Origin of the sequence: Niabella sp. (assembly GCF_030150205.1) — a bacterium.
GTDB lineage: Bacteria > Bacteroidota > Bacteroidia > Chitinophagales > Chitinophagaceae > Niabella.
On the sequence record NZ_JASLGT010000027.1, the window covers coordinates 210,411 to 230,052 of the forward strand.

The window sequence follows — 19,642 nt, forward strand, 5'->3', positions numbered from 1 at the left end:
AGGAGGCATGTTTAAGAGGGGTAAGGGTGATGAATATGGCAGCATCAAGTTGTTTGGATCTGCGAATCTGCTGCGAAATACGAAATGCCGGAGAATCCGTCTCTATTGCTCCGTTACGCTTGTTTCAATCATTATATTACAGGATTGTGTAAATTTGGCACTTCATTCATACCGGAAACTTCATGAAATATCGCTGCTTTATATCGCTGATCATAAGCATTGCTGCTATAACCCCTGCCAGGGCACAACAGCTTCAAAAGAAAATTATTTTAAAAGATATTGACAGCAGCATCCTGCATGCAGAAGAGATTCGGTTTGATGAAAATGGCAATTACCTGGTCCGGGTTGAAAAAAATAAAAACGAGGAGTATTTTATATCCGGCAAGGATACCACCGGCCCGCTAAAAAGAAAGTCCTACGGCCAAATAGAAACCTTAACCCCTACAGCTAACAAGACGCACAAGTATTACCTGATAAACCAGCCTTATATTTTTGGCCCGGTAACAGGCAAAGATCTTATCGACTTTAAGTACCCGGTGTCCTATGACAAGCGTTTTATTGCGGTTCCGGAATGGAAGGAGGGCCGGATCAACTATTACGTAAATGGCAGCAAAATTATCGATACGGATACCATGATGACCGGATCCCGGTTGCTTAATGGAGGGGCGCCATCCCCCCTGGAGATTAAAGCCAGGGAGATCAGCTTTGATTATGAACGCTGGATACGCTTTAGTGACAATGGACGCTACATCTACTACGTTTTTGATAAAGGCCGTTATAAGCTGTTTGCCGGTAATCAATATATTGATTCCGCTGATTTTGCTTTCTCCAATTTGCAGATCAATGATAAAAACGGGTTTATTTATAGCCGCTACAGCAAGCGAAATACCCGGGACTCATCGGCCTTCAGGCATGTGGTATATACCCCGGGAGGTACTTATCGCCTTGGAAGTGAGCCTTCCGGATCCTTTCTTAAAAACAACAATGGCTATTTTATTGATGGAAGAAGAGATAGCATCCTGATTGTTAACAACCATCTGTTTGAAAATATAAAGGAGTATCAAAACCTGCAGGTGGTAGACCATAAGAACTTTTTGTTCAGTTATATAAAGGACAGCACCCCGCACCTTGTGGTAAATGGGGTGGATTACACACTGAACTATGATGAAATATACAGCCCGGCTATGGATCATAAGGGTAATTTTTCGGTTTATGGAAAAAGAAATTATTATTTATACAAATTTGTTAATGGAAAAGAGATCCCCAAACCCATTACCCGTTATGGAGTAAGGGCCGCGCCCATTTACATAACCCCGGAAGGCGTTTCAACTCATTTTTTTGTAACTGATGATTCTTTTTATGTATACCGGGGTCACCAACGGGTACTGGGTGGCTATGATAACCGGAGGGATACCATCCATCTTTTTCCCGTACACAATTACTTCTCTCCTACCTACAAACAGATGGAAAATGCCCGGGAGCAGGAGCCTTTAAGATATTTGCAGATCAATGATAAGGGGTACCTGATTTATAAAGGGCGCCTGTCTGGCCCAATGCTGGCGTTTAAGGAAATGAGTTTCTGCAACAACAAGGAGCCCGGAGAAATTGTATTGGGAGACCTGACAGCGGATGGCTTTTTCGTAATTCAAAAAACCGGTGAAGGAAGCTATTTCTTAAATATCAATAACCGTGTGTATAAAAAGCTGGAGCAGTTTAGCTATATATACCCATCCTATGCCTTCTTTAACAATCACCTATTGATCTTTTACGCCCTTGAAAACAAAAATATTGTACAGCTAAAAATCAACTACTGATGAAACGGTTTATTTTGACATATTTTATTGTTTTATTAATGACCGCCGCGTATGCTCAAAAAATGCCGCAGGATTATTTCAATGAAGCTGTTCAGTGGGAAGGAGCCGGCAAACCGGACGCAGCAATTGCAAATTACCACTACATTATTAAGCACCACCCCAGGAATAAGATATATGTAAATGCACTTTACAATCTGGGAAATGCATTTGCCACTAAGAAGGACTACCGGCAGGCAATAGCAGCTTATGAAAAAGTAGTAAACAGTGGATATGATGATAAAACACTGGTTGGCGGCGATATTATGGCCAGCCCTTTTGGAAATTTGAAGCATTACGCATCTATGGGCATTTATGAGGCGTATGACAGTCTGAAACAGTACGACAGCGCACTGGTATACCTGAACCAGGCGAACAATGTAAACTCCTATGAACATTTTTGTGGCAATGCCCAGGCAAGCAAGGATATCTATATGTCATTAAGATATGCTGATCTTTTTGAGCACCTAAAGGATAGCACAAGCAGCGAAAAAGCCCTGTTACAAACAATATTTCACGAATCTGAAGGCAATACGGAAGTCGTTCAACGGTTAATCTCTCTGTACAAATACCGCGAGTATAAGCGCCTGGCGCTTGAATTTGATAAAGCTGTTGACCTGCTAAAGGAAGAAGCCGACTCCCGGTACCCGGCAATGAAAAATTATAGCATCATTTTTAGAAAAACGGAAATTAAGATCCCGGATTTATTCTATATGTCTGCCGATGAGCCAGACAGGGCCGCCATTCAGGCAAAGCTGAAAGGGTGCTATTTTAGAGGGATGCTGGAATCGTTGTAACTTGTTTGAAGTAGAGCGTGGGAAGCACTGTAGGCTTTTAGTCAAACTTCCGCACGGTAGGATGAAGATGGCTGGGCTTTTATCTTCCTTCGGCAATGAGCTCTCCCTGTTTTTGTAAATTTGCACGGCAAACTTTTGCAGGTATATACTGTCTACCGCAGACCGGGTTACATATCCTACGCCGTAGGCCGGAACGTTCCACTCTTTCGTGATCTGGATGGCATATCCCTCGTTCATTACGGGATAAAAAATGGGCTGATCCGGCAACCGTGGCGGAAACCGTTTATAGCCGGACCGTGCAATAAGATCCAGCTCGGTTTGGTTGACGGGACGATACAGTAAGGTGATTTCTTTTGTTTGCATATAGTACCAATAAAAATAGAATATTTTTCAGAATACAGGATAAAAAGAGAAAACCTGTTAAATAAGGGATGGAGATCGCTATCCCCTCCGACGCAGCAAGGATGATGGAAGCCATGGCCTTTGCGCCGGCGACTGTGGAAGTTATTTCACCGTCGCCAGGTCCTCCGCATCAAACACATACTCTCTGCGGATAACATTTCCTTTTGCGTCTTGTGTTTCCTTATACTGATAGTATGCGTAAATATTTGGAGTGCCGGTGGGCCCATCTTCGCATTTGAAAAGCGGATCTTTTAAAATAAGGGCTTTTGTATTGCAGGCGGTATCCATACGCTCCTTACCCTGGATCACTATTTTGCTTATGTTATATGCCGGTGCCACACTGGTATATTGAACCCGGAAGGGGTTGCAGTTTCCGGTGCAAATGAACTGTTTATTTTCATATACGCCGCCGGCTGCAATTTTAAGCGTATCCCTGTACACAAGCGTATCGGGCATCAGCGGTTTCCTGGGCCATAACTGTCCCCTTCTTATCTCTACCGGTACCGAAAGTTCATTTTTAAACGCCATGGTAAAAGTATAGCCGTCCTGCAGGTTGTTGTCTTTTTTACAGGCTGCAATAACCGTTAACAGGCAGGCAATGGATGCAATGATTCTCATAAATTTGTTTTGCTTTTTGGGTAATAAAACGAGGTATTTGATCAAAACGCAACAATAGCAGGGTTTATTCGTGAAATGCGTCCTCTGTATGGCATGTATCGCCATACCGGTAATTAGCAGATTTTCGTTACGTTGTATATGGATGCTTCACGTTTTCGGTATTCCTTTTTTAACGCCCGTCCGACTGGTCATCCGGGCGGGCAAAGTGCGCTATGGATCCGCAACGATCGCAATGAAGGACTCCTGCTGTTGAACATCCTGGCGAAAGCGCTCCCCAACCCATCCCGCGAAGGCTTTTAACAGAATCTTTTACCATCTTGAAATCAAAACAATTATATTCGTTTGACGACATCTTTATCTAAAAACATTTAACATGAAAAAGCTACTACTGTTTATGGCGATGGGAGCTGCGATTACTGCCGGCGCTCAAAATGACCTGGCAAAAACGACAATCCCTTCTGCTGCCTTTCTTTTGAAAGACCCTCAATCGAAAACCATATTCCAATCTCCCGATGCAGCAAAGGCGCAGATGCGTGCGGCTAAAACGATTGAGCATTGGCAAAAACTCCGGAGGTCGGGGGCTATATTAACCGGCGGGGGTGTTGCCTGTATCGTCGGTGGTATTGTACTGGTTGCTGCAGGAGATAACCAGGCCAATAACGGGTATAACTACTCCTCAACCGATACTCCGGGAGAAGCAAAAGTGGTGGTGGGTGCGATGGGTATTGCAGGTGGCATTATGGCCCTGGGCGGGGGTATCACGATGTTGGCTATTAGCAACAACCGGATAAAAAAATACACAAACCGCATGTCTTTTGATATGGGCAACCGCTCAGCAAAACTGGCGTACCGGTTTTAAGAAGCTGCGGGGTTATATATCAAAGGGGTTGTCTCAAAAGTCTTTCATTTGTCATGCCGAACGAGTTTCGGCATCTAATAATAATTATCTATCAATAGATTCTGAAACAAGTTCAGAATGACAACACACTATTAAGTGACTTGTGAGACACCCCCTTTTTTGACCGCAAACAATAAGGCGATGACCCACCTTCTTGCATTGGCAACATCTGCATAACATCGCACGCAGATAAAACGGTCTCCCCTGTCTCACCAGTCCCCTGCATACAGGCACCAGCCTTTGAGGCTCTTTGGCTCTGCGCCTAACACACAAAAAGGTCTGGCTACACTTGTAACCAGACCTTTCCCTTGCGTAGCTGCGCGTTATTTCAGCGACAGCAAAAAGCCAATGGTAAAATTCGCATCCCAGTCAAACACAAACGTGTCGCAATTGGTCGCATCCATAATGGCTTTGTAAATATTTACACCGCTCTTGGTTTTTATTTTATCCGATTTATAGGTATCGGGGCCATTCAACACGGTATACCGCTCTTCACCGTTACGGATCTCCTTGGCCAGCTCAAAAGGCACCCCACCCAGGATAAAACATACCTCGCGTTTGCCGGATGGTACTTTTGCCGCTGCGGTTTTTACCTCGTTGTAAATGGCATCATCTTTCAATCCCTTTTCATAGTACTTGGCCCCGGGTGTTTCTACGGCCTGTACACTGCCGCTAGCATCCACCCAGGAAATTTTTGTATTTCCAGAGCCGATATCGGTTACAAAAGAATTATCCCTGTAAGCCGCGGGCAGCACGGATTTGAGCGCCAGCTTGCCTTCCTGATCCGGTGTTACAAGGTTTACCACATAGCCCATCTTCTTAAGCTCTGATGCAATGACCTGTGTTTTGGGTTCCTTCTGCGCTCCGGAGCTGATCACAAAATGTACGTTCTTTGAGCGTACGCCTTTATCAAACATATCGCCGATGTATTTCTTCAAACCCGCGCGGATATCTTCTGTAGTAGCCATGCCCTCATAGGCAAAGGACTGGCCAAAATCTTTGGAAACGATCTCCCAGCGCTTTTCCGCATCCATGTTGATGATAAATGAATTAAACCCGGAGGCGCCTACTTCTACCACACCTTTCAATTCGCCGTTTACGGGTTTTTCCGGCTCATAGTTAAAAGTTCTGCCGGAAGCGGTAGTCTTTGTTTTTGCTTCCGAAGGTTTAGCGCCTTCGTCGCTGCCGGTAGTAGTGGTGGTGGCCTCGGTTTTTACATCATCATGGCTGTTAAATACGCCGCTTTTATATCCCCAATAGCCGACCAGGAAGATGGGAATCGCAATAATAAACGCTTTAATCGGCCAGCGTAACCGCGACCAGGTTGATCTTTGTTCCATAGTATGTGTCTGTGTTTTGTTGTTTGATTAATCCAGCAGTGAAAAGCCCCGGTCTACTTTTTCTTCCGGCTTCAGTTCATAACTGGCACTGGCCATTTCGGTTACATTGAGCACTTTCAGATTGCGCTCATCCACTTTTTTGATAAAGTCTTCCAGTTCGCTTTGGGAAGGCGTTCCCCCAACCGTAATATTGTTGTTCTGATCCAGGAAATCGAGGTTGGAACGGATGGAGGCAATGTTTTGGCTAATGGCGCCGGTAGCGGCATTCATGGCTTCCTGGAAGGCCCAGCCGTCCTTAATGTTAAATACATCCGCCAACCCTTCCGTGGCGCTCTTCATTTTTTGGGTGGCTTCCAGTTTTTTGGCAATAATGGAAATGCTGCTGTTGAGCGTGCTTACATAAATGCGCGCGGCACTCTCATTATCTTTTAATACTTCCAGCACTTTGCTGAACTGGTTGGCATATTGCGCATAGCTGCGGGCATTCTGCTCTTCTGCCTCGCCTTCTTTACCCAGCAGGAAGGCCTTGGTGCGGGTTTCCTTTGCATCACGGGTAAATTCATTGGCCTTTTCGTTATTGCCGCCGGCTGCCGCCTGTTTGGCTTTTTCCTCCAGGTTGCCCGCTTCGGTGGTAAAGCGCCGGGCATACTGGTATTTTTCTTCGGCTGTTTTTTGCGCGTTCTCACCACTGGTGATCATATCGATACGCACGCCGTCTACATTGGCGATCTTATTCTTTACGCGCTTTAAGGTATCTTTTGCATCCCGCTCCAATAATTGCAGGGTTTCAATAGGGTTCTTTCGGATGATCTCTTTCTCCCCCTTAAACAACAGCACGGTTCCCAGGCGGTTCAGCAGGGAAATGATCTTGGGTGCCAGCAATAACAGAGATACGAGCAGGATACCAAAAATTACCAGCAGCACGCTCTTCTGGGCATATTCCAGCAGCACGGGCAGGTATTTAAAAAATGCAAACGCACCGCCAATAACCAGGGCCCAGAAAAAAACAGCGGAGATTGTTTTTTTACCTTCCGGCGTCATTACCTGTGCCGGCAATTTATCGCCCAGTACCTGGAAAATGGGTAACTGACTTTTTATTTCTGCCGGGATGTTGATTACCTGAGATTTTTCTGCCATTGTCAATTTTTAGTTTATGTTTTGTTCAATAATTGAAAGCGCTTTTTCAATGTCGGTCACCACTTCGGTTACCGCAGCCTTACCGATAAGGATCTTCTGATCGATATCTGTAAGCTGGCTATCATAAGCGCCGTCCAGCGTTTTATAGGATTGCTCCTTTGCAGCAAGCTGTTGCTGCAGGTCTGCAATTTTTGCCTTCAGGTCCTGGATCTCCTTTTCAAGCGATTGCTTCTCCTTTACCAGGTTATTTTGAATGCCCTGTTTCTGATTTTCCTTTTGTGCCACATCCTGGGCAATCACCTCCTGTATCCGCACCGCATAGTTGCGACCGGTTTTTAATAACTTCTCTTTGGTGAGCGATTTGTCTACATACTTTAAAGAGGTAAATGCCGCCTTTATAGAGGTAGCGTCGATGGTGCCCATATCTGCAGCAGCGTTCCACACTTCAAAAAAGTCGATCCCGTCTTCATTGAGCTTTTCCAGCAGGTCCAGCACTTTTCCTTTCATTTCTTTAAGGTCGGTACCGGGCATGCTTGCCGTATGCACGGGCTGCACATAAACCGGAACAACGGGTGTAGCCGCCACAGGTTCTGGTGTTTTTACAGGCGTAACAGGAGCAGGATCGGGTGTTCCTGTACTTTCTACATGTTCATCTTCAAAAATCAGCTTTTTAATATTCCGGAGAATTCCGAAGCTCGTCTTACCAGGCTTTGTATCCATATTCAATAAATCTAAGCTAAAATACAAAAACTCCACAGAAAAAGCAGTACCCCGGCGGCGAACAGAGGTCGATTGCCGGTGAACTGCTGAAAAAGAGGTCTGGAATTCCCCATCGGGACGGAGGGCATTCGCCTAACCGGCAAATAAATCACCGGATGATCCTTATAGGTTTAGTACAGCAACTATAACCATCAGCCAACAGGAATCCAAGGGCAAATACCCTGTCAGCATTCACTATTGATTCCTTGGCATATTCGGTTGTTTTACAGGAGATAAGATTGATATGGCATCATCCCTCCTGCCAAATTTATGACCAGGGACAGGCATTGCCGGTAACGCTGCTTTTAATTGGCCCGTTGTGCTTCCCTGAAGTCAACCCGCTTCCCGTTCTCCTTTACTTTTGGTTTGCCGAAGAGGTAAGAAATATTCAAGCTGAATGTGCGGTAGTGGTAGTTGGTATTGGTATACTGGGTAAAATCTTTGTAATAGAGCCGGTACCGGTTTTTGGATCCGTCGAGGAACGAAAGGCCGATGAGTAGTTTATTATCCATAAACGAAGCCCTGAAGCCTGAATTGACATAGTACTGACCATACGTATACACATTGGCCCGCGTATTGCCCGGCATATACGACGCACTTAAAAAATAACGCAGCCATTTTGTTAGCATGAATGTGTTGTTGGTGCCGTAATTGAGCATTGCCCCACTCTTTACTACAATATCCTGCAGGGATGATTGCGAGCTGGAGCCACTATAAGAAACAGAGCTGTTATTTTCCCACCACTTAAAAATTTTATAGTTGAATGACGCATAGGCACCAAAATTATTTTGGGTCAGATAATTGGCCGAACTGATGATAACTGAGCTACCATCTACTTTTACGATGCTGCCGGCCCCGTTCAATGTACGCTGCCCGAATACGGTAAACGATAACATACTTTTGTACAGGTACGATAATTCGATATTATGACTGTACGAAGGCTGTAGCAACGGGTTTCCTACATAATAACTGTAAGGATTTGTATAAAGTTTGCGCGGGTTGATCTGGCTCAGGGAAGGACGATTGATCCGTTTGGAATAATTCAATGAAAAGGTATTTACATCATTGATTTTATAGGTAACATAGGCGGTGGGAAACAGCTTGCCGTACGCATAGTTAGTTCCGGTCTTTGTTGTGGGCGAAAACCCATCCACAACGGCATATTCATATATTAACCCCGCCTTTGCAGACCATTGCTTACTGAAGCGTTTTTCAGTGCTGATATATGCCGCAATGTTTTGTTCCGCATAATTGTACCGGTCGCTTTTTGCCGTATCTGAAACATAATCTGTTCCTGAAAGATTATAATAATCATTCGCGGCCGTATTATCAAAATACGTATACTTTGCCCCGGTTTCCAGTTTCGCCCATTTATAGGGCAATGTAACATCCGACTGCAAGGCCCAAACGTTGTATTGCGCATTACTATTATTGATTACCTGGTCAACCATTGATGACCGGCTGGATGTTGTGGTAAAGGACCGCCTGCTTTCCGGTCCGTTTGAAAAAAAGCTGAAACTGGTATTTAACAGCTTGCCCAGGGTATCGATCTTAAAATCGTGATAAACGTTCAGGGTGTGCGTTGTTGCCGGCTGCTTTGTATAGGAGGGCGTAAATAATACGGAATCGGAGATACGATTGGTTTGATAAGTGGTAGAACCTTGCTGGTCAATTTTATAATCCGACTTATTAACATCATAAATAAAGCCGATATTATTTTTATTGCTCAACTTATAATCCAGGGTCAGGTTGGCGCCCACCCCCGATGCAGCTGTAGCACGTGGAAAACGATTGAGTATCTGAAAAGTAGTTCCAATCTGGTCGGCCGTTTCATCGGTAAAACCCCGCCGCACGTTCTGCCGCAACTTAAGCGAACTGCTGATGCGTGCCGACCGGTAGTTCAATGTAAAATTATTACTAAACCCTGCCCGTATCCCCTGGGAATACGTAGCACCAACAGCGCCGCTCCAGCCCAGCAACGGGTTCTTTTTTAATACGATATTAATTAAGCCGCTATTACCGGCCGCCGAATATTTAGCAGGCGGCGAGGTAATCACTTCTATCTGGGCTACATCATCGGATCGCAGGCTTCTTAAATACTGCATCAGATCGGCGCCGCTTAAATAAACCATCCGGTCGTTGATCATTACCCGCAGTCCGCCCTTCCCAATCATGGAAATACCATCCTCCCTTACCTGCAGCATCGGCGTGATCCGCAGGGCCTCCTCCACTGAGCTTCCCCGGGCAGCAATTGAATTTTCTACATTAAACACCAGCCGGTCTACCTTCCGTTCCAGTAACGGTTTTGTGGTATTCACCGTAACAGACTGAAGTTCTTTTGCATCCCTGTACAACACGATCGAAGGAACTGTTACCATCTCGTCCCGAACCAAAAAAGGGGCAGAAAATTGCGCTATATAAGCGGTGTGACCGGCACGGATGATATACGATCCGGGGGTCGCTTTTTCAAACAGGAACCTGCCGAAACTGTCTGTTATAGCATATTTAATGGCAGACGAATCCTTTTCCTTTAATAAGGCTACAGTAACATTCCCAAACCCTGCGCCCTGTCCGTTTTTTATAGTACCTGAAATATCCTGGGCACTCAATCCCAGCGTGCTCAACAATAGCATTGTAAACATATAGCTCCAGCCTTTGTTCATATGGGTTGTTTTATAATTGAATGAATGTCGTTTCTTAACAGCCGCAGATGCGCAGATTTCGCATCGGCTTTAATCGTATTCAATAGCATTGCGGAGAAGGCGCAGCAGGCGTAATCAGCGCATCTGCAGCAGCTATAAAAACTGCTTAAGGAAATGGCGTTAATAAAAATAAATTGGCATTTTAAAGCATACCACTCCTTTGCTGTTTCCGTTTGCTGCATATAACATAGTAGAACAGTTCAATACAAAAAGGCTTTTTGCACTATTGCAATAACAGGTTCCCGAAATCGCTATAAATCGTTACCGGTACCTTGCCCGACCCCATGCGCCCGGCATAAGCCCGTTTAAAGGAGAACCCGAATGATTCTTCCGGCGTTGTTTGAGTGATGTTGGCAGTCGTTTGATTCTCCAGTTTTCCATATTTTGTTTCGATATTAAATTTCCCGCTGAAAGATGCGGGCAATGAAAGCACGGCATTTTTTGAATAAGACAATTTCAGATCCAATGCTTTAAGCTGATCTGTCAGTCCCAGTTTCAACTGCTTGCAAAGCAGGAAATCTCCGTTAATAGTACCAGCGAGACCTTTGATATCTACCTCCGCATGACCAATTTTAAGATGGACGTTTTTCAAGAAGCCCATAGCTACTTTTCCCAGTTTGCTATCGATGTTGCCCCCGTTTGTTAAGTCGCCTGTTGTCAGGTCGCCCAAAAGCTGTGTAATATTGGTTGTACCGCTGCGACTGGAAACAAAGGTATTGCCCAGCGTGTTATGTACATCAAGCCGGTTGCCTTCAGGCACATACACTGCATAATTAACAGATATTCCTTTATTGCCAGCCTGTACATTTTCTGTAATATGTGTTGCAAAACTGATCATTTCCCCCTCTTTGCTTTCCATGGTAACCGCATCAAGGATGTCTTGTGCCGCAGCAGGATCGGCCGCCCGGGCAATGATTGTTACTTCCACCTTTACCTGGTTTTGGTTCCAGCTATGAATTGCTACGGTACCAAACCTGTTTGTAACGGATACGCCTTGCTTTTTACTCAATGGATAGTGTTGTTCCATTTTTTTTTGCGCCTCATGTTCCTGTGCCTTTGCGGTAAATGAAAAGACCAGGATACTAAAAAAAGCGATCAGCAGCCGGTTCCTTTTTATTACGTAGTTCATGTTCTTTACCAGTTGTTTTATGGATGTTATAAAATCCGCGCATTGAATGAGAACGATTTATTCTCTTTTAATGTGCTATCCTTCCTGCGGCGTTCCTTATAGATTTCCAGCTGACTGTTTAATAATTCGGTCTGCATTTTCAGGTTTTCAATCATCGCCTCCAGCAATTGTTCCTGGTTTCCATTTTGCCGGAACTGTTCTTTTAAGTCTTTATAAGAGTTCTCAAGGGCCTTCATATCCTGCGCAAATGCCTTGTATAAGCGCGGTTCGGTATGCAGTAATGCATTGAGCTGGTTTTGTTTTATTTCAATCAGCCGGGTGTAATGGAACAGTGCTTCATCTTCTTCTTTTTCTTCCGGTTCTTTGTTGCTGCTTTTCTCCGGATGCCGGGTATCTTTAGGTACCGGCACTGTTGCCTCCCGTCTTTCCGCAATGCTGTCAGGGGAAGCAATAGGCTCCCGTTTTGCCACCGGTTGATCTCCGCCGGAACCGGTGTTACCATGCCTGGAAAAATAAAACATGCCGCCAAGGATCAGCACCAGTATGGCCGCAGCGGCTCCATATAACCAGGGTTTCGCAACCAGGACTTTAGCCCGTTTTTCATGCCGGGAATCTATATCATGCTTTACCCGTTGCCAGAGCATCGCTGGGGGTTCCTGTGCGTTAAAGAAGTCGCTGTTTTCATTCATCCACTGCTCCAGCGGATCTTGATCTGTATTCATTTTGTAAATACTCCTTTATTTTATTTTTTGCCCGGTGATAAATCGTGCGCACATTGCTATAGCTGATCTTAAGCATTTTAGCAATTTCCTCCTGCGAAACGTGGTCGATTGCATATAAGGTGAAAATGATCCGGTAATTTTCCGGCAACCGATCAATGGCCGCCTTTACCTGGTCATTCGTAAACGCATATCCGTTATACGGAATCTCCGTTCCCACATCCTGTTCTATATCGATCAGATCCACATCAACCCATCGCACTTTTTTTCTTTCCCGAAGCAACCCAAGCGATTTATTGATCACAATACGCATTAACCACCCTTTAAAAGAACTTTTGTACGTGAACGTCTCCAGCCTGTCGAATGCAATTGCAAAAGATTCCTGTACCATATCTGCCGCATCTGCCGGGTTATTGAGTATACGCATACTGCTGTTCAACATCAGTTTCGCATAACGGTGGTATACCTCATAAAAGGCTTGTTTATCCCCCTTACGGCAACGTTCTACCAATGCGTCCTGGTTTGTAGTATCATTCAAATGCGTCTACCTCTTATTTTGTAATAACAAAAACTGAAAATTGTTACAGTAAGAAAGTAAGATTTCTGGAGAAATGAACAATATTTTGGGTCGGGGGACCTCCGGTAAGCAGGCCACCTGAACTTTCACCAGGTATTTTTGGGGTATCGATCCACAATAAAAAAAGCCGGTAATACCGATTGGATATCCGTAATACAATGTCGTTTCCTTAAAGCCGCTGATGCGCAGATTTGGTATCGGCTTTAACTACAATAATGTCGCAGAAAAGCGCCGCGGGCGCAATCTGTGCATCTGTGGCAATCATAAAAATTGCTTAAGGAAACGACATTGATCCGTAATAGACCAATTTCATTGGCCTAAACGGCTATCTCATCGGCATTATACGGGAAAACATCGATCTAAGTTATAATTCACTTTCGTATAACAGGAATTTGCGCGGAAATGCACATAAAAAAAGCACCCCTTTCGGAGTGCTTAAAGCTATTTTACAAAACCGGTGAGGTTTATCCTAATGCTACTCTTTTGAATTCGGTAACGGTTACATCACCGCTTTCTTTGAGGTAATCTGCTACAGATTTACCGCCATCTTTTACAAAAGCCTGGGCCGTTAAGGTCTGCTCTTTAAAGAATGCAGCCATTTTACCTTCAGCAATTTTAGCCAGCATTTCTTCCGGTTTGCCAGCCATCTTCGGGTCTTCTTTCATGATATCGATGATCACCGCTTTCTCGCGTGCCACCACATCAGCAGGAACGCTTGCCGCATCTACTGCTACCGGGCTAAGAGCAGCTACCTGCATCGCCACATCTTTACCTACTTCAGCAGCTTCTTTATTCAATCCTACCAGTACACCAATGCGATAAGCACCATGAATATAAGCAGCCACATAAGGAGCATCTACTCTCTCGAACCGGGTGATACCGATTTTTTCGCCGATAGACGCCAGTTTATCATTTACCAGGTCTGCGATCTTTGCACCGCCGATTTCAGCAGCATTCAGTTCGTCAACACTCTTAATGTCGTTGGCGATTGCCGTATCTGCAATGCTTTTTACAAAAGCAACAAAGTCTTCATTTTTGGAAACGAAGTCGGTTTCGCAGCTTACACATACAACGATACCAGACTTATTGTCTGCTGTAGTTTGTGCTACTACTACACCTTCTTTTGCTTCACGGTCGCTTCTTTTTGCCGCTACTTTCTGACCCTGCTTGCGCAGCCAGTCAATTGCAGCTTCAAAATCACCGTTTGTTTCTGTTAATGCCTTACGACAATCCATCATACCGGCGCCGGTTGCCTGGCGCAGCTTATTAATATCCTGTGCGGTTATAGTTACTGTACTCATTGTTTTTGTTTAAAGTTTGAGATTCAAGGTTTGAAGTTCGGCACTTCAGATCTTAAACCGGACTTATTTATGGAATCTTATTGTTATCAATCCGGCTATGTATTACAGCGCCGGATGAAAGTGAGTAAGGTTTAAGATTCAGGATCTGAATACTAAGGCCCTGCCTTAAATTCAAACGTTGAACCTTAAACCTTAAACGTTTATTTATCTTCTGGGAGCTCCGCCTCTTGAACCACCACCACCGGTAGTTGTTCTGCGACGTTGACCCTGGCCCTGGCCTTGACCCTGACCGGCACCTGTACCGGTTCCACGTCCACGACCACCGCGGCCAGCTTCTGCTTCAGCCTCAGCCTGCATTTTTGCAGCTTGTTTTTCTTTTTCGTCTGCAAAATTATCTTCTACATCCTCATCTTTTGCAGCTTGTCTTTCGCTCAATCCTTCTGCAATAGCAGCAGTGATGTAGTTTACAACAATGGCAATGGATTTAGTAGCATCATCATTCGCAGGAATTGCAAAGTCTACTTTATTAGGATCTCCGTTGGTATCTACCACACCAAAAGTACCGATGCCCAGGCGTTTTGCTTCAGCCAGTGCAATGTGCTCATGACCGATATCAACGATGAACAAAGCAGCAGGAACACGACCCAGCTGGGCGATCCCTCCCAATACTTTTTCCATTTTCTCTTTATCGCGGGTTAATGTCAGGCGCTCTTTCTTTGTGATGCTGTCGAAAGAACCGTCGCCCAGCATTTTTTCGATGCTCTGCATTTTCTTAACCGACTTACGTACGGTATTGAAGTTGGTAAGCATACCACCCAGCCAACGCTCGGTTACATAAGGCATTCCTACTCTTTGTGCGCACTCCGTTACAATATCTTTCGCTTGTTTCTTGGTACCTACAAAAAGTATTTTCTTACCGCTGCGTGCAATTTGTTTCATTGCAGCTGCAGTTTCCTGCAGGCATTCTACGGTTTTGTTTAAGTCGATGATGTGGATGCCTTTTTTCTCAGCAAAAATGTACGGCAACATTTTAGGGTTCCATTTCTTTTTTAAGTGACCGAAATGTACACCTGCTTCCAGAAGCTGCTGTTGTAAGGATGTATTATTATTTTCCATCTAACTAATTTGAAAATTTGATAAATTGATAATTTGAAGATACAAGGATTAACGCTTGCTGAACTGGTAGCTCTTTCTTGCTTTTTTATGACCGAATTTCTTACGCTCAACAGAACGGGGATCCCTTCTTAATAAACCAGCTGCTTTCAAAGCAGGACGGAATTCAGCGTTCACTTCCACCAGTGCACGGGCAATACCCAGCATGGCTGCTTCTGCCTGGCCTTTTACGCCTCCGCCGGTAGCAGTGATCTTTACATCAAATTTATCCGCTACTTCAACGGTTCTCAGCGGGCGATCTACCTGGTTTTGCAGATATACCAGCGAAAAATAATTTTTATAGTCTTTATCGTTAACGGTAATAGTACCAGTACCCTTAGATAAGAAAACGCGGGTAATGGCTTCTTTACGGCGTCCTACAGCATTTTTTTGCTTTTCCATTATTTATTTCTTATTTGATCCCGATTGGGATGTGATTTGTAACTTATGATTAGAACTTCAGTTCTTTGGGTTGTTGTGCAATATGCGGATGAGAACCGCCGGCATATACAAATAACTTTTTGTACATTTTACGTCCCAAACGATTTTTAGGAAGCATTCCTTTTACAGCCCGCTCAATAATTACTTCCGGGCGGCGTTTTTGAAGATCAGATGCAGTTTCCTCTTTACGACCGCCGGGATAACCACTGTAGGTATCATATACTTTCTGATCCATTTTGCTACCGGAAAGCTTTACTTTCTCACAGTTAATCACAATGATGTAGTCGCCGGTATCCACATGAGGTGTATAAATGGCTTTGTTTTTTCCACGTAAAATAGCAGCAATACGGGAACACATACGTCCTACAGTTTGATTAGTACCATCTACAACGTACCAGTTACGCTGCACGGTAGCCTCGTTCGCATGTTTCGTAGTGAAATGTTGTTTACTCATTTTAAAATTTAATTTTTTAGTGACCCGGGCTATCCCCCGGCCCTTTTTCTAAGGGAGTGCAAAGGTAGACGAGTATTGCTTAAAAAACAACGAAAAAAGGAAGTATTTTTAACACATCCTTTGTAATTAATTGACTATCAGCAATAATTTTGATCTAAAAAATACATCCTATAGTCCCAATGAACGTTAAAAGTCTGTTTGGACCACAAAAACCTGGTCAAAACAGGTGAAATTTTAAAACACACCGGACCTCATATAATAAACAGGAAAAGCCCGATGCCAATAACAGGAGCAGCCCTCCTCACTGTAGTGAATGCATGATGCCAGAGCAAGGCAGTTTTATTTACCGGCTACCACCACAGTGATCCTGCAGGTATCTGCCGGTGCTTTATCCGTTTCCCATACCCGCTTTTGAACGATCGTGATGCGCGAACTTCCCGGTTTTAATCCGCGGATCGCCACATTCAGCGTTACAGCCGCACCGGGAGGTAGCTTCTTCGCAGCTGCATTATCTCCGGCTGTGCCCACTATAACCTCTGTAACGGCTTCATTGTTTTCTGTAACTACCCAGCTGTACCCCGCCCCTCCAAGGCTGTCCAGCTGCAGCTGAAAAACCTCGTTCACTTTTAATGTAATTTTCTTTTCCATGGTTGTTTATAAAAGTTGCTTAAACTATTATTTGGCAGCCTTTCTCCTGGCTAAATACCAAAATCAGTCGGCGAAAATCTGCGCTGCATTTTAATCCGCGAAGATTAGCGGGAAATCAAAATTAAAATAAACTTTTTACGCCCTTTGCTATCAAAACAAGGATTGCTATCTTACTCTATCCGGAGCAGAAAGCAATCCTTTCTATTTCCTGTTTTACTTACCAGGCGTATATTTCATAAACCTTATTATCGGCTTCGATCCGCACATTTACAACACTGTTCTTATCGCGTGCATGTGCCCCGATCATTAAAATGGCCAGTAATGCCTGGGTATTGCTTTCCTTGATTCTTCGAAATCCCATACCACTCACATTCAGCCATGCATTGTTATTTTCTGCAATGCCCCAGGTGCCCACAATTTTTACATTGTTATTCCAGGCCGTCAATCCGCCTGCGCCCGGAGGCAGCAATGTAGGTTCGTTAGCTTTTTTAGCCGCCGCAGCCGCTGTGGTAGTAACCGCTGCAACCGGAGCGGTTGCACTTTTCTTTGTTGTTTTTTTGGCAGATGCCTTTTTAACTGCATTCATTGTATGATTATTTAATCCGGTGAAACATTTAATTATAGATCTGGTCGATGATGCCATTGGTAAGGTGAATACTCACGGCCGCTCCGCGGTTCTTGGCAGAAATGCATTGCGTAAGCAGGTTCAGGTGAATATTGTCGCTGGCAGGTGAAATCTTGCGCCATCCGAAATCAGCAATATAAGCCCATGCGTTATTGGCCGCATCATTCGCCCAAAGGCCGATGATCTTCTGAGCTCCGGTCCACAGGGTTTCCACGATACCATTCACCCCATACATTTCTGCGTCGATACCACACTGGCCATAACCGATGCGGAAAAATCCGGATTCTCCAAAACCAACGCCCCAGCTGTTTTTGCAGATCCAGCACTGGTTTACATCATCATAGCCCACTATGGATACGCAGTGACCGCCTTCCACATGGTTATTGGCTCTCCGGTAAATGCCGGAGCGGTAGCTAAAGAAATCGGTGTACACCGTAAAACAGGCAACCAGCGCACCACGGGTGCTGATCCAGTCTTTCATAGCGGCAGTGGTGGTCAGCTTTGTAAAGCCGCTTATTTTCAGCAGCCGGTCTGCCGCATTGCTGCAGGTATTGCAGGCCTGGTCTCCGGGTGTATACGGGAAGCAGGCTTCGTCTACCAGCCCTTTATCGCGGAAGGCAATCAGGGCCCGGTCCGGCCACCAACCATTGGCGCAATTGCGCCCTTCGCTTTTTGCATAACAATAAAACAACTGCGCTTCCGAAAAATCAATGGCCAATGCAGCATTTCCCCGCTGGATGCGGTAGGCCGTTTCCGCTGTGGCAATGGTCCCAAAAGCCACGCAGGATCCGCAGGAACTCTGGTTCTTAATGGAAGTAACAAAATTTTGACCGCTCCGGTTGCGCCAGTCAAAGAGCGTCGGATATCCAAATGCTTTTTTCTTTTTGATACCCTTCCCTGCAGCAGAGAGCTGAAAGGACCGCAGGGCTTTTTCAGCAGCATCTTCGCGGGCCGCCAGTGACCGCTCCTGAGGACCGGGTGTAAAACCCAGGAAATACTTACGTTCCGCCTCCGTCATAGCGGTAAATTCGTTATTGGCGGCTTGCCAGGTTAAGCCCGATTCAGTGATGGACGACTGAATGGCCGCAACGTTGATTTTTGACATGTGTTTGTTTTTGCTTATTAAAAAAATGGGATTTAATTGATGACAGAGCACAGGTTCCCACCCGGTGCCGGCGGGCATGCATCTCCTGTTGCGGATTCAAACCGGTTGAACCGCTGTTGCAGGTACAGATATTATGATCAGGTGAATTATTCTACATCCCGGATGGTCCAGAAGTCCTGGCAGAACGAGGGATTGGAGATATACATATAGGGCATCCAGAAGTAACCGCTAATGCCCCAGTTTTTGCTCCAGGAATTGCGCACCAGCACCGCTTGTGATTCATCGTTATAACCCACAGCCAATACGGCGTGGCCGCCCATTACGGATTCCTTTGCAATATTGGGCATGGGCATGATGCCGGTATCCGCAACTTTTTTAGTCATGAAACTTTCATACACCGTAAAACCAAATGAGAACGGGTACCCTTCCGCCAGGCATCCTTTAACAGATGTCAAATTCACAGGAACCCGCCAGTATGAAAGTACCTGGTTTTGCAGAGCTGTTTTGTAGCAGGTGGCCGGGGGCTTTTGCGTAAATGCCGCTTCATGATATGGCCAGTCCTTCTCGGGGCAAATGCCTTGTTTGTTCAACGATTTAATACCATCACGCAAATAGGCGCCGCTATCAGACTGTACGGTATTCATCATGACCCGTTCATTATAGTAAAGAAACAGCCGGGAGGGACGGAACGTTTTTTTATGCAGTTTCTTTTTTTCAAACTCAAATGCCGCGCTCAGGGCATTGGCCGTACAACTGCCCAGGCTTCCCTGGTCATACACCGGCGGACAGGTTTTTCGCAGATCCATTTTCACAGGCAGCTTCTGCATCACTTTAAGTGGCGCTGCATAAAGAAAATCTCTTGCATCGGGAAGATCGGGTATCCAGCCCAGAGAGCGGTTCGGTAATTGTTGAGAAGGCTTTGCCATGGTATTTATTTTTGGTGTGGTGTATCTTTTTAACGATACAATATTACACCGCCATGCAAGGG

19 protein-coding genes are annotated in these 19,642 nt (G+C 45.0%); 3 read left to right on the plus strand and 16 right to left on the minus strand.

Features of this window, described 5'->3' with window-relative positions; all coding sequences use genetic code 11:
* Positions 1-182 precede the first annotated feature (182 nt).
* Together Q1V85_RS20995 and Q1V85_RS21000 are read left to right on the plus strand one after the other, a co-directional pair.
* Positions 183-1,814: a hypothetical protein gene (locus Q1V85_RS20995; RefSeq protein ID WP_300602795.1), complete on the plus strand. Its 1,632-nt coding sequence runs from the start codon at positions 183-185 to the stop codon at positions 1,812-1,814.
* Positions 1,814-2,647 (plus strand): tetratricopeptide repeat protein, encoded by an 834-nt coding sequence (locus Q1V85_RS21000; protein ID WP_300602797.1) that lies wholly within the window; start codon positions 1,814-1,816, stop codon positions 2,645-2,647. Before Q1V85_RS20995 ends, Q1V85_RS21000 begins: the two co-directional genes overlap by 1 nt.
* A gap of 504 nt (positions 2,648-3,151) precedes the next feature.
* Here the strand turns inward: Q1V85_RS21000 and Q1V85_RS21005 are convergent.
* Positions 3,152-3,667, minus strand: coding sequence for a hypothetical protein (locus tag Q1V85_RS21005; RefSeq protein ID WP_300602800.1), 516 nt, complete (start codon positions 3,665-3,667; stop codon positions 3,152-3,154).
* A gap of 373 nt (positions 3,668-4,040) precedes the next feature.
* Here Q1V85_RS21005 and Q1V85_RS21010 point away from each other — a divergent pair, with 373 nt between their 5' ends.
* On the plus strand, positions 4,041-4,526 hold the full coding sequence (locus Q1V85_RS21010; RefSeq protein ID WP_300602802.1) for a hypothetical protein: 486 nt from the start codon (positions 4,041-4,043) through the stop codon (positions 4,524-4,526).
* Between the two features lie 362 nt (positions 4,527-4,888).
* On the opposite strand, the gene Q1V85_RS21015 is transcribed toward Q1V85_RS21010, so the two are convergent.
* The 15 genes from Q1V85_RS21015 to Q1V85_RS21085 form a co-directional block, all read right to left on the minus strand.
* Positions 4,889-5,905 (minus strand): hypothetical protein, encoded by a 1,017-nt coding sequence (locus Q1V85_RS21015; protein WP_300602805.1) that lies wholly within the window; start codon positions 5,903-5,905, stop codon positions 4,889-4,891.
* A gap of 27 nt (positions 5,906-5,932) precedes the next feature.
* A complete protein-coding gene (locus tag Q1V85_RS21020; protein ID WP_300602808.1) occupies positions 5,933-7,042 on the minus strand; it encodes a hypothetical protein in 1,110 nt (369 codons plus the stop codon).
* A gap of 9 nt (positions 7,043-7,051) precedes the next feature.
* A complete protein-coding gene (locus Q1V85_RS21025; protein ID WP_300602811.1) occupies positions 7,052-7,762 on the minus strand; it encodes a hypothetical protein in 711 nt (236 codons plus the stop codon).
* 344 nt (positions 7,763-8,106) lie between these two features.
* Positions 8,107-10,464: a TonB-dependent receptor gene (locus Q1V85_RS21030; protein WP_300602814.1), complete on the minus strand. Its 2,358-nt coding sequence runs from the start codon at positions 10,462-10,464 to the stop codon at positions 8,107-8,109.
* 262 nt (positions 10,465-10,726) lie between these two features.
* Complete coding sequence (locus Q1V85_RS21035; protein WP_300602817.1) at positions 10,727-11,632, minus strand: hypothetical protein; 906 nt, start codon at positions 11,630-11,632, stop codon at positions 10,727-10,729.
* Between the two features lie 26 nt (positions 11,633-11,658).
* Positions 11,659-12,354: a hypothetical protein gene (locus tag Q1V85_RS21040; protein WP_300602820.1), complete on the minus strand. Its 696-nt coding sequence runs from the start codon at positions 12,352-12,354 to the stop codon at positions 11,659-11,661.
* Positions 12,314-12,889 carry an RNA polymerase sigma factor gene (locus Q1V85_RS21045; protein ID WP_300602824.1) on the minus strand — a complete coding sequence of 192 codons (576 nt, stop codon included), beginning with the start codon at positions 12,887-12,889 and terminating at the stop codon, positions 12,314-12,316. Before Q1V85_RS21045 ends, Q1V85_RS21040 begins: the two co-directional genes overlap by 41 nt.
* 503 nt (positions 12,890-13,392) lie before the next feature.
* Positions 13,393-14,229 carry a translation elongation factor Ts gene (tsf, locus tag Q1V85_RS21050; RefSeq protein ID WP_300602827.1) on the minus strand — a complete coding sequence of 279 codons (837 nt, stop codon included), beginning with the start codon at positions 14,227-14,229 and terminating at the stop codon, positions 13,393-13,395.
* Between the two features lie 204 nt (positions 14,230-14,433).
* Positions 14,434-15,345, minus strand: a complete 912-nt coding sequence (gene rpsB / locus Q1V85_RS21055; protein WP_300602829.1) for a 30S ribosomal protein S2 — start codon at positions 15,343-15,345, stop codon at positions 14,434-14,436.
* 48 nt (positions 15,346-15,393) lie between these two features.
* On the minus strand, positions 15,394-15,783 hold the full coding sequence (rpsI, locus tag Q1V85_RS21060) for a 30S ribosomal protein S9 (protein ID WP_300602832.1): 390 nt from the start codon (positions 15,781-15,783) through the stop codon (positions 15,394-15,396).
* A 49-nt stretch (positions 15,784-15,832) separates the two neighbouring features.
* Positions 15,833-16,276: a 50S ribosomal protein L13 gene (gene rplM / locus Q1V85_RS21065; protein WP_300602835.1), complete on the minus strand. Its 444-nt coding sequence runs from the start codon at positions 16,274-16,276 to the stop codon at positions 15,833-15,835.
* 339 nt (positions 16,277-16,615) lie between these two features.
* Complete coding sequence (locus Q1V85_RS21070) at positions 16,616-16,924, minus strand: protease inhibitor I42 family protein (protein ID WP_300602838.1); 309 nt, start codon at positions 16,922-16,924, stop codon at positions 16,616-16,618.
* 217 nt (positions 16,925-17,141) lie between these two features.
* Positions 17,142-17,510 (minus strand): hypothetical protein, encoded by a 369-nt coding sequence (locus Q1V85_RS21075; protein ID WP_300602840.1) that lies wholly within the window; start codon positions 17,508-17,510, stop codon positions 17,142-17,144.
* A gap of 28 nt (positions 17,511-17,538) precedes the next feature.
* Entirely contained in the window at positions 17,539-18,654 is a 1,116-nt protein-coding gene (locus Q1V85_RS21080) for a C1 family peptidase (protein ID WP_300602843.1), read from the minus strand.
* 146 nt (positions 18,655-18,800) lie between these two features.
* A complete protein-coding gene (locus tag Q1V85_RS21085) occupies positions 18,801-19,580 on the minus strand; it encodes a C1 family peptidase (RefSeq protein WP_300602846.1) in 780 nt (259 codons plus the stop codon).
* Between the last annotated feature and the right edge of the window lie 62 nt (positions 19,581-19,642).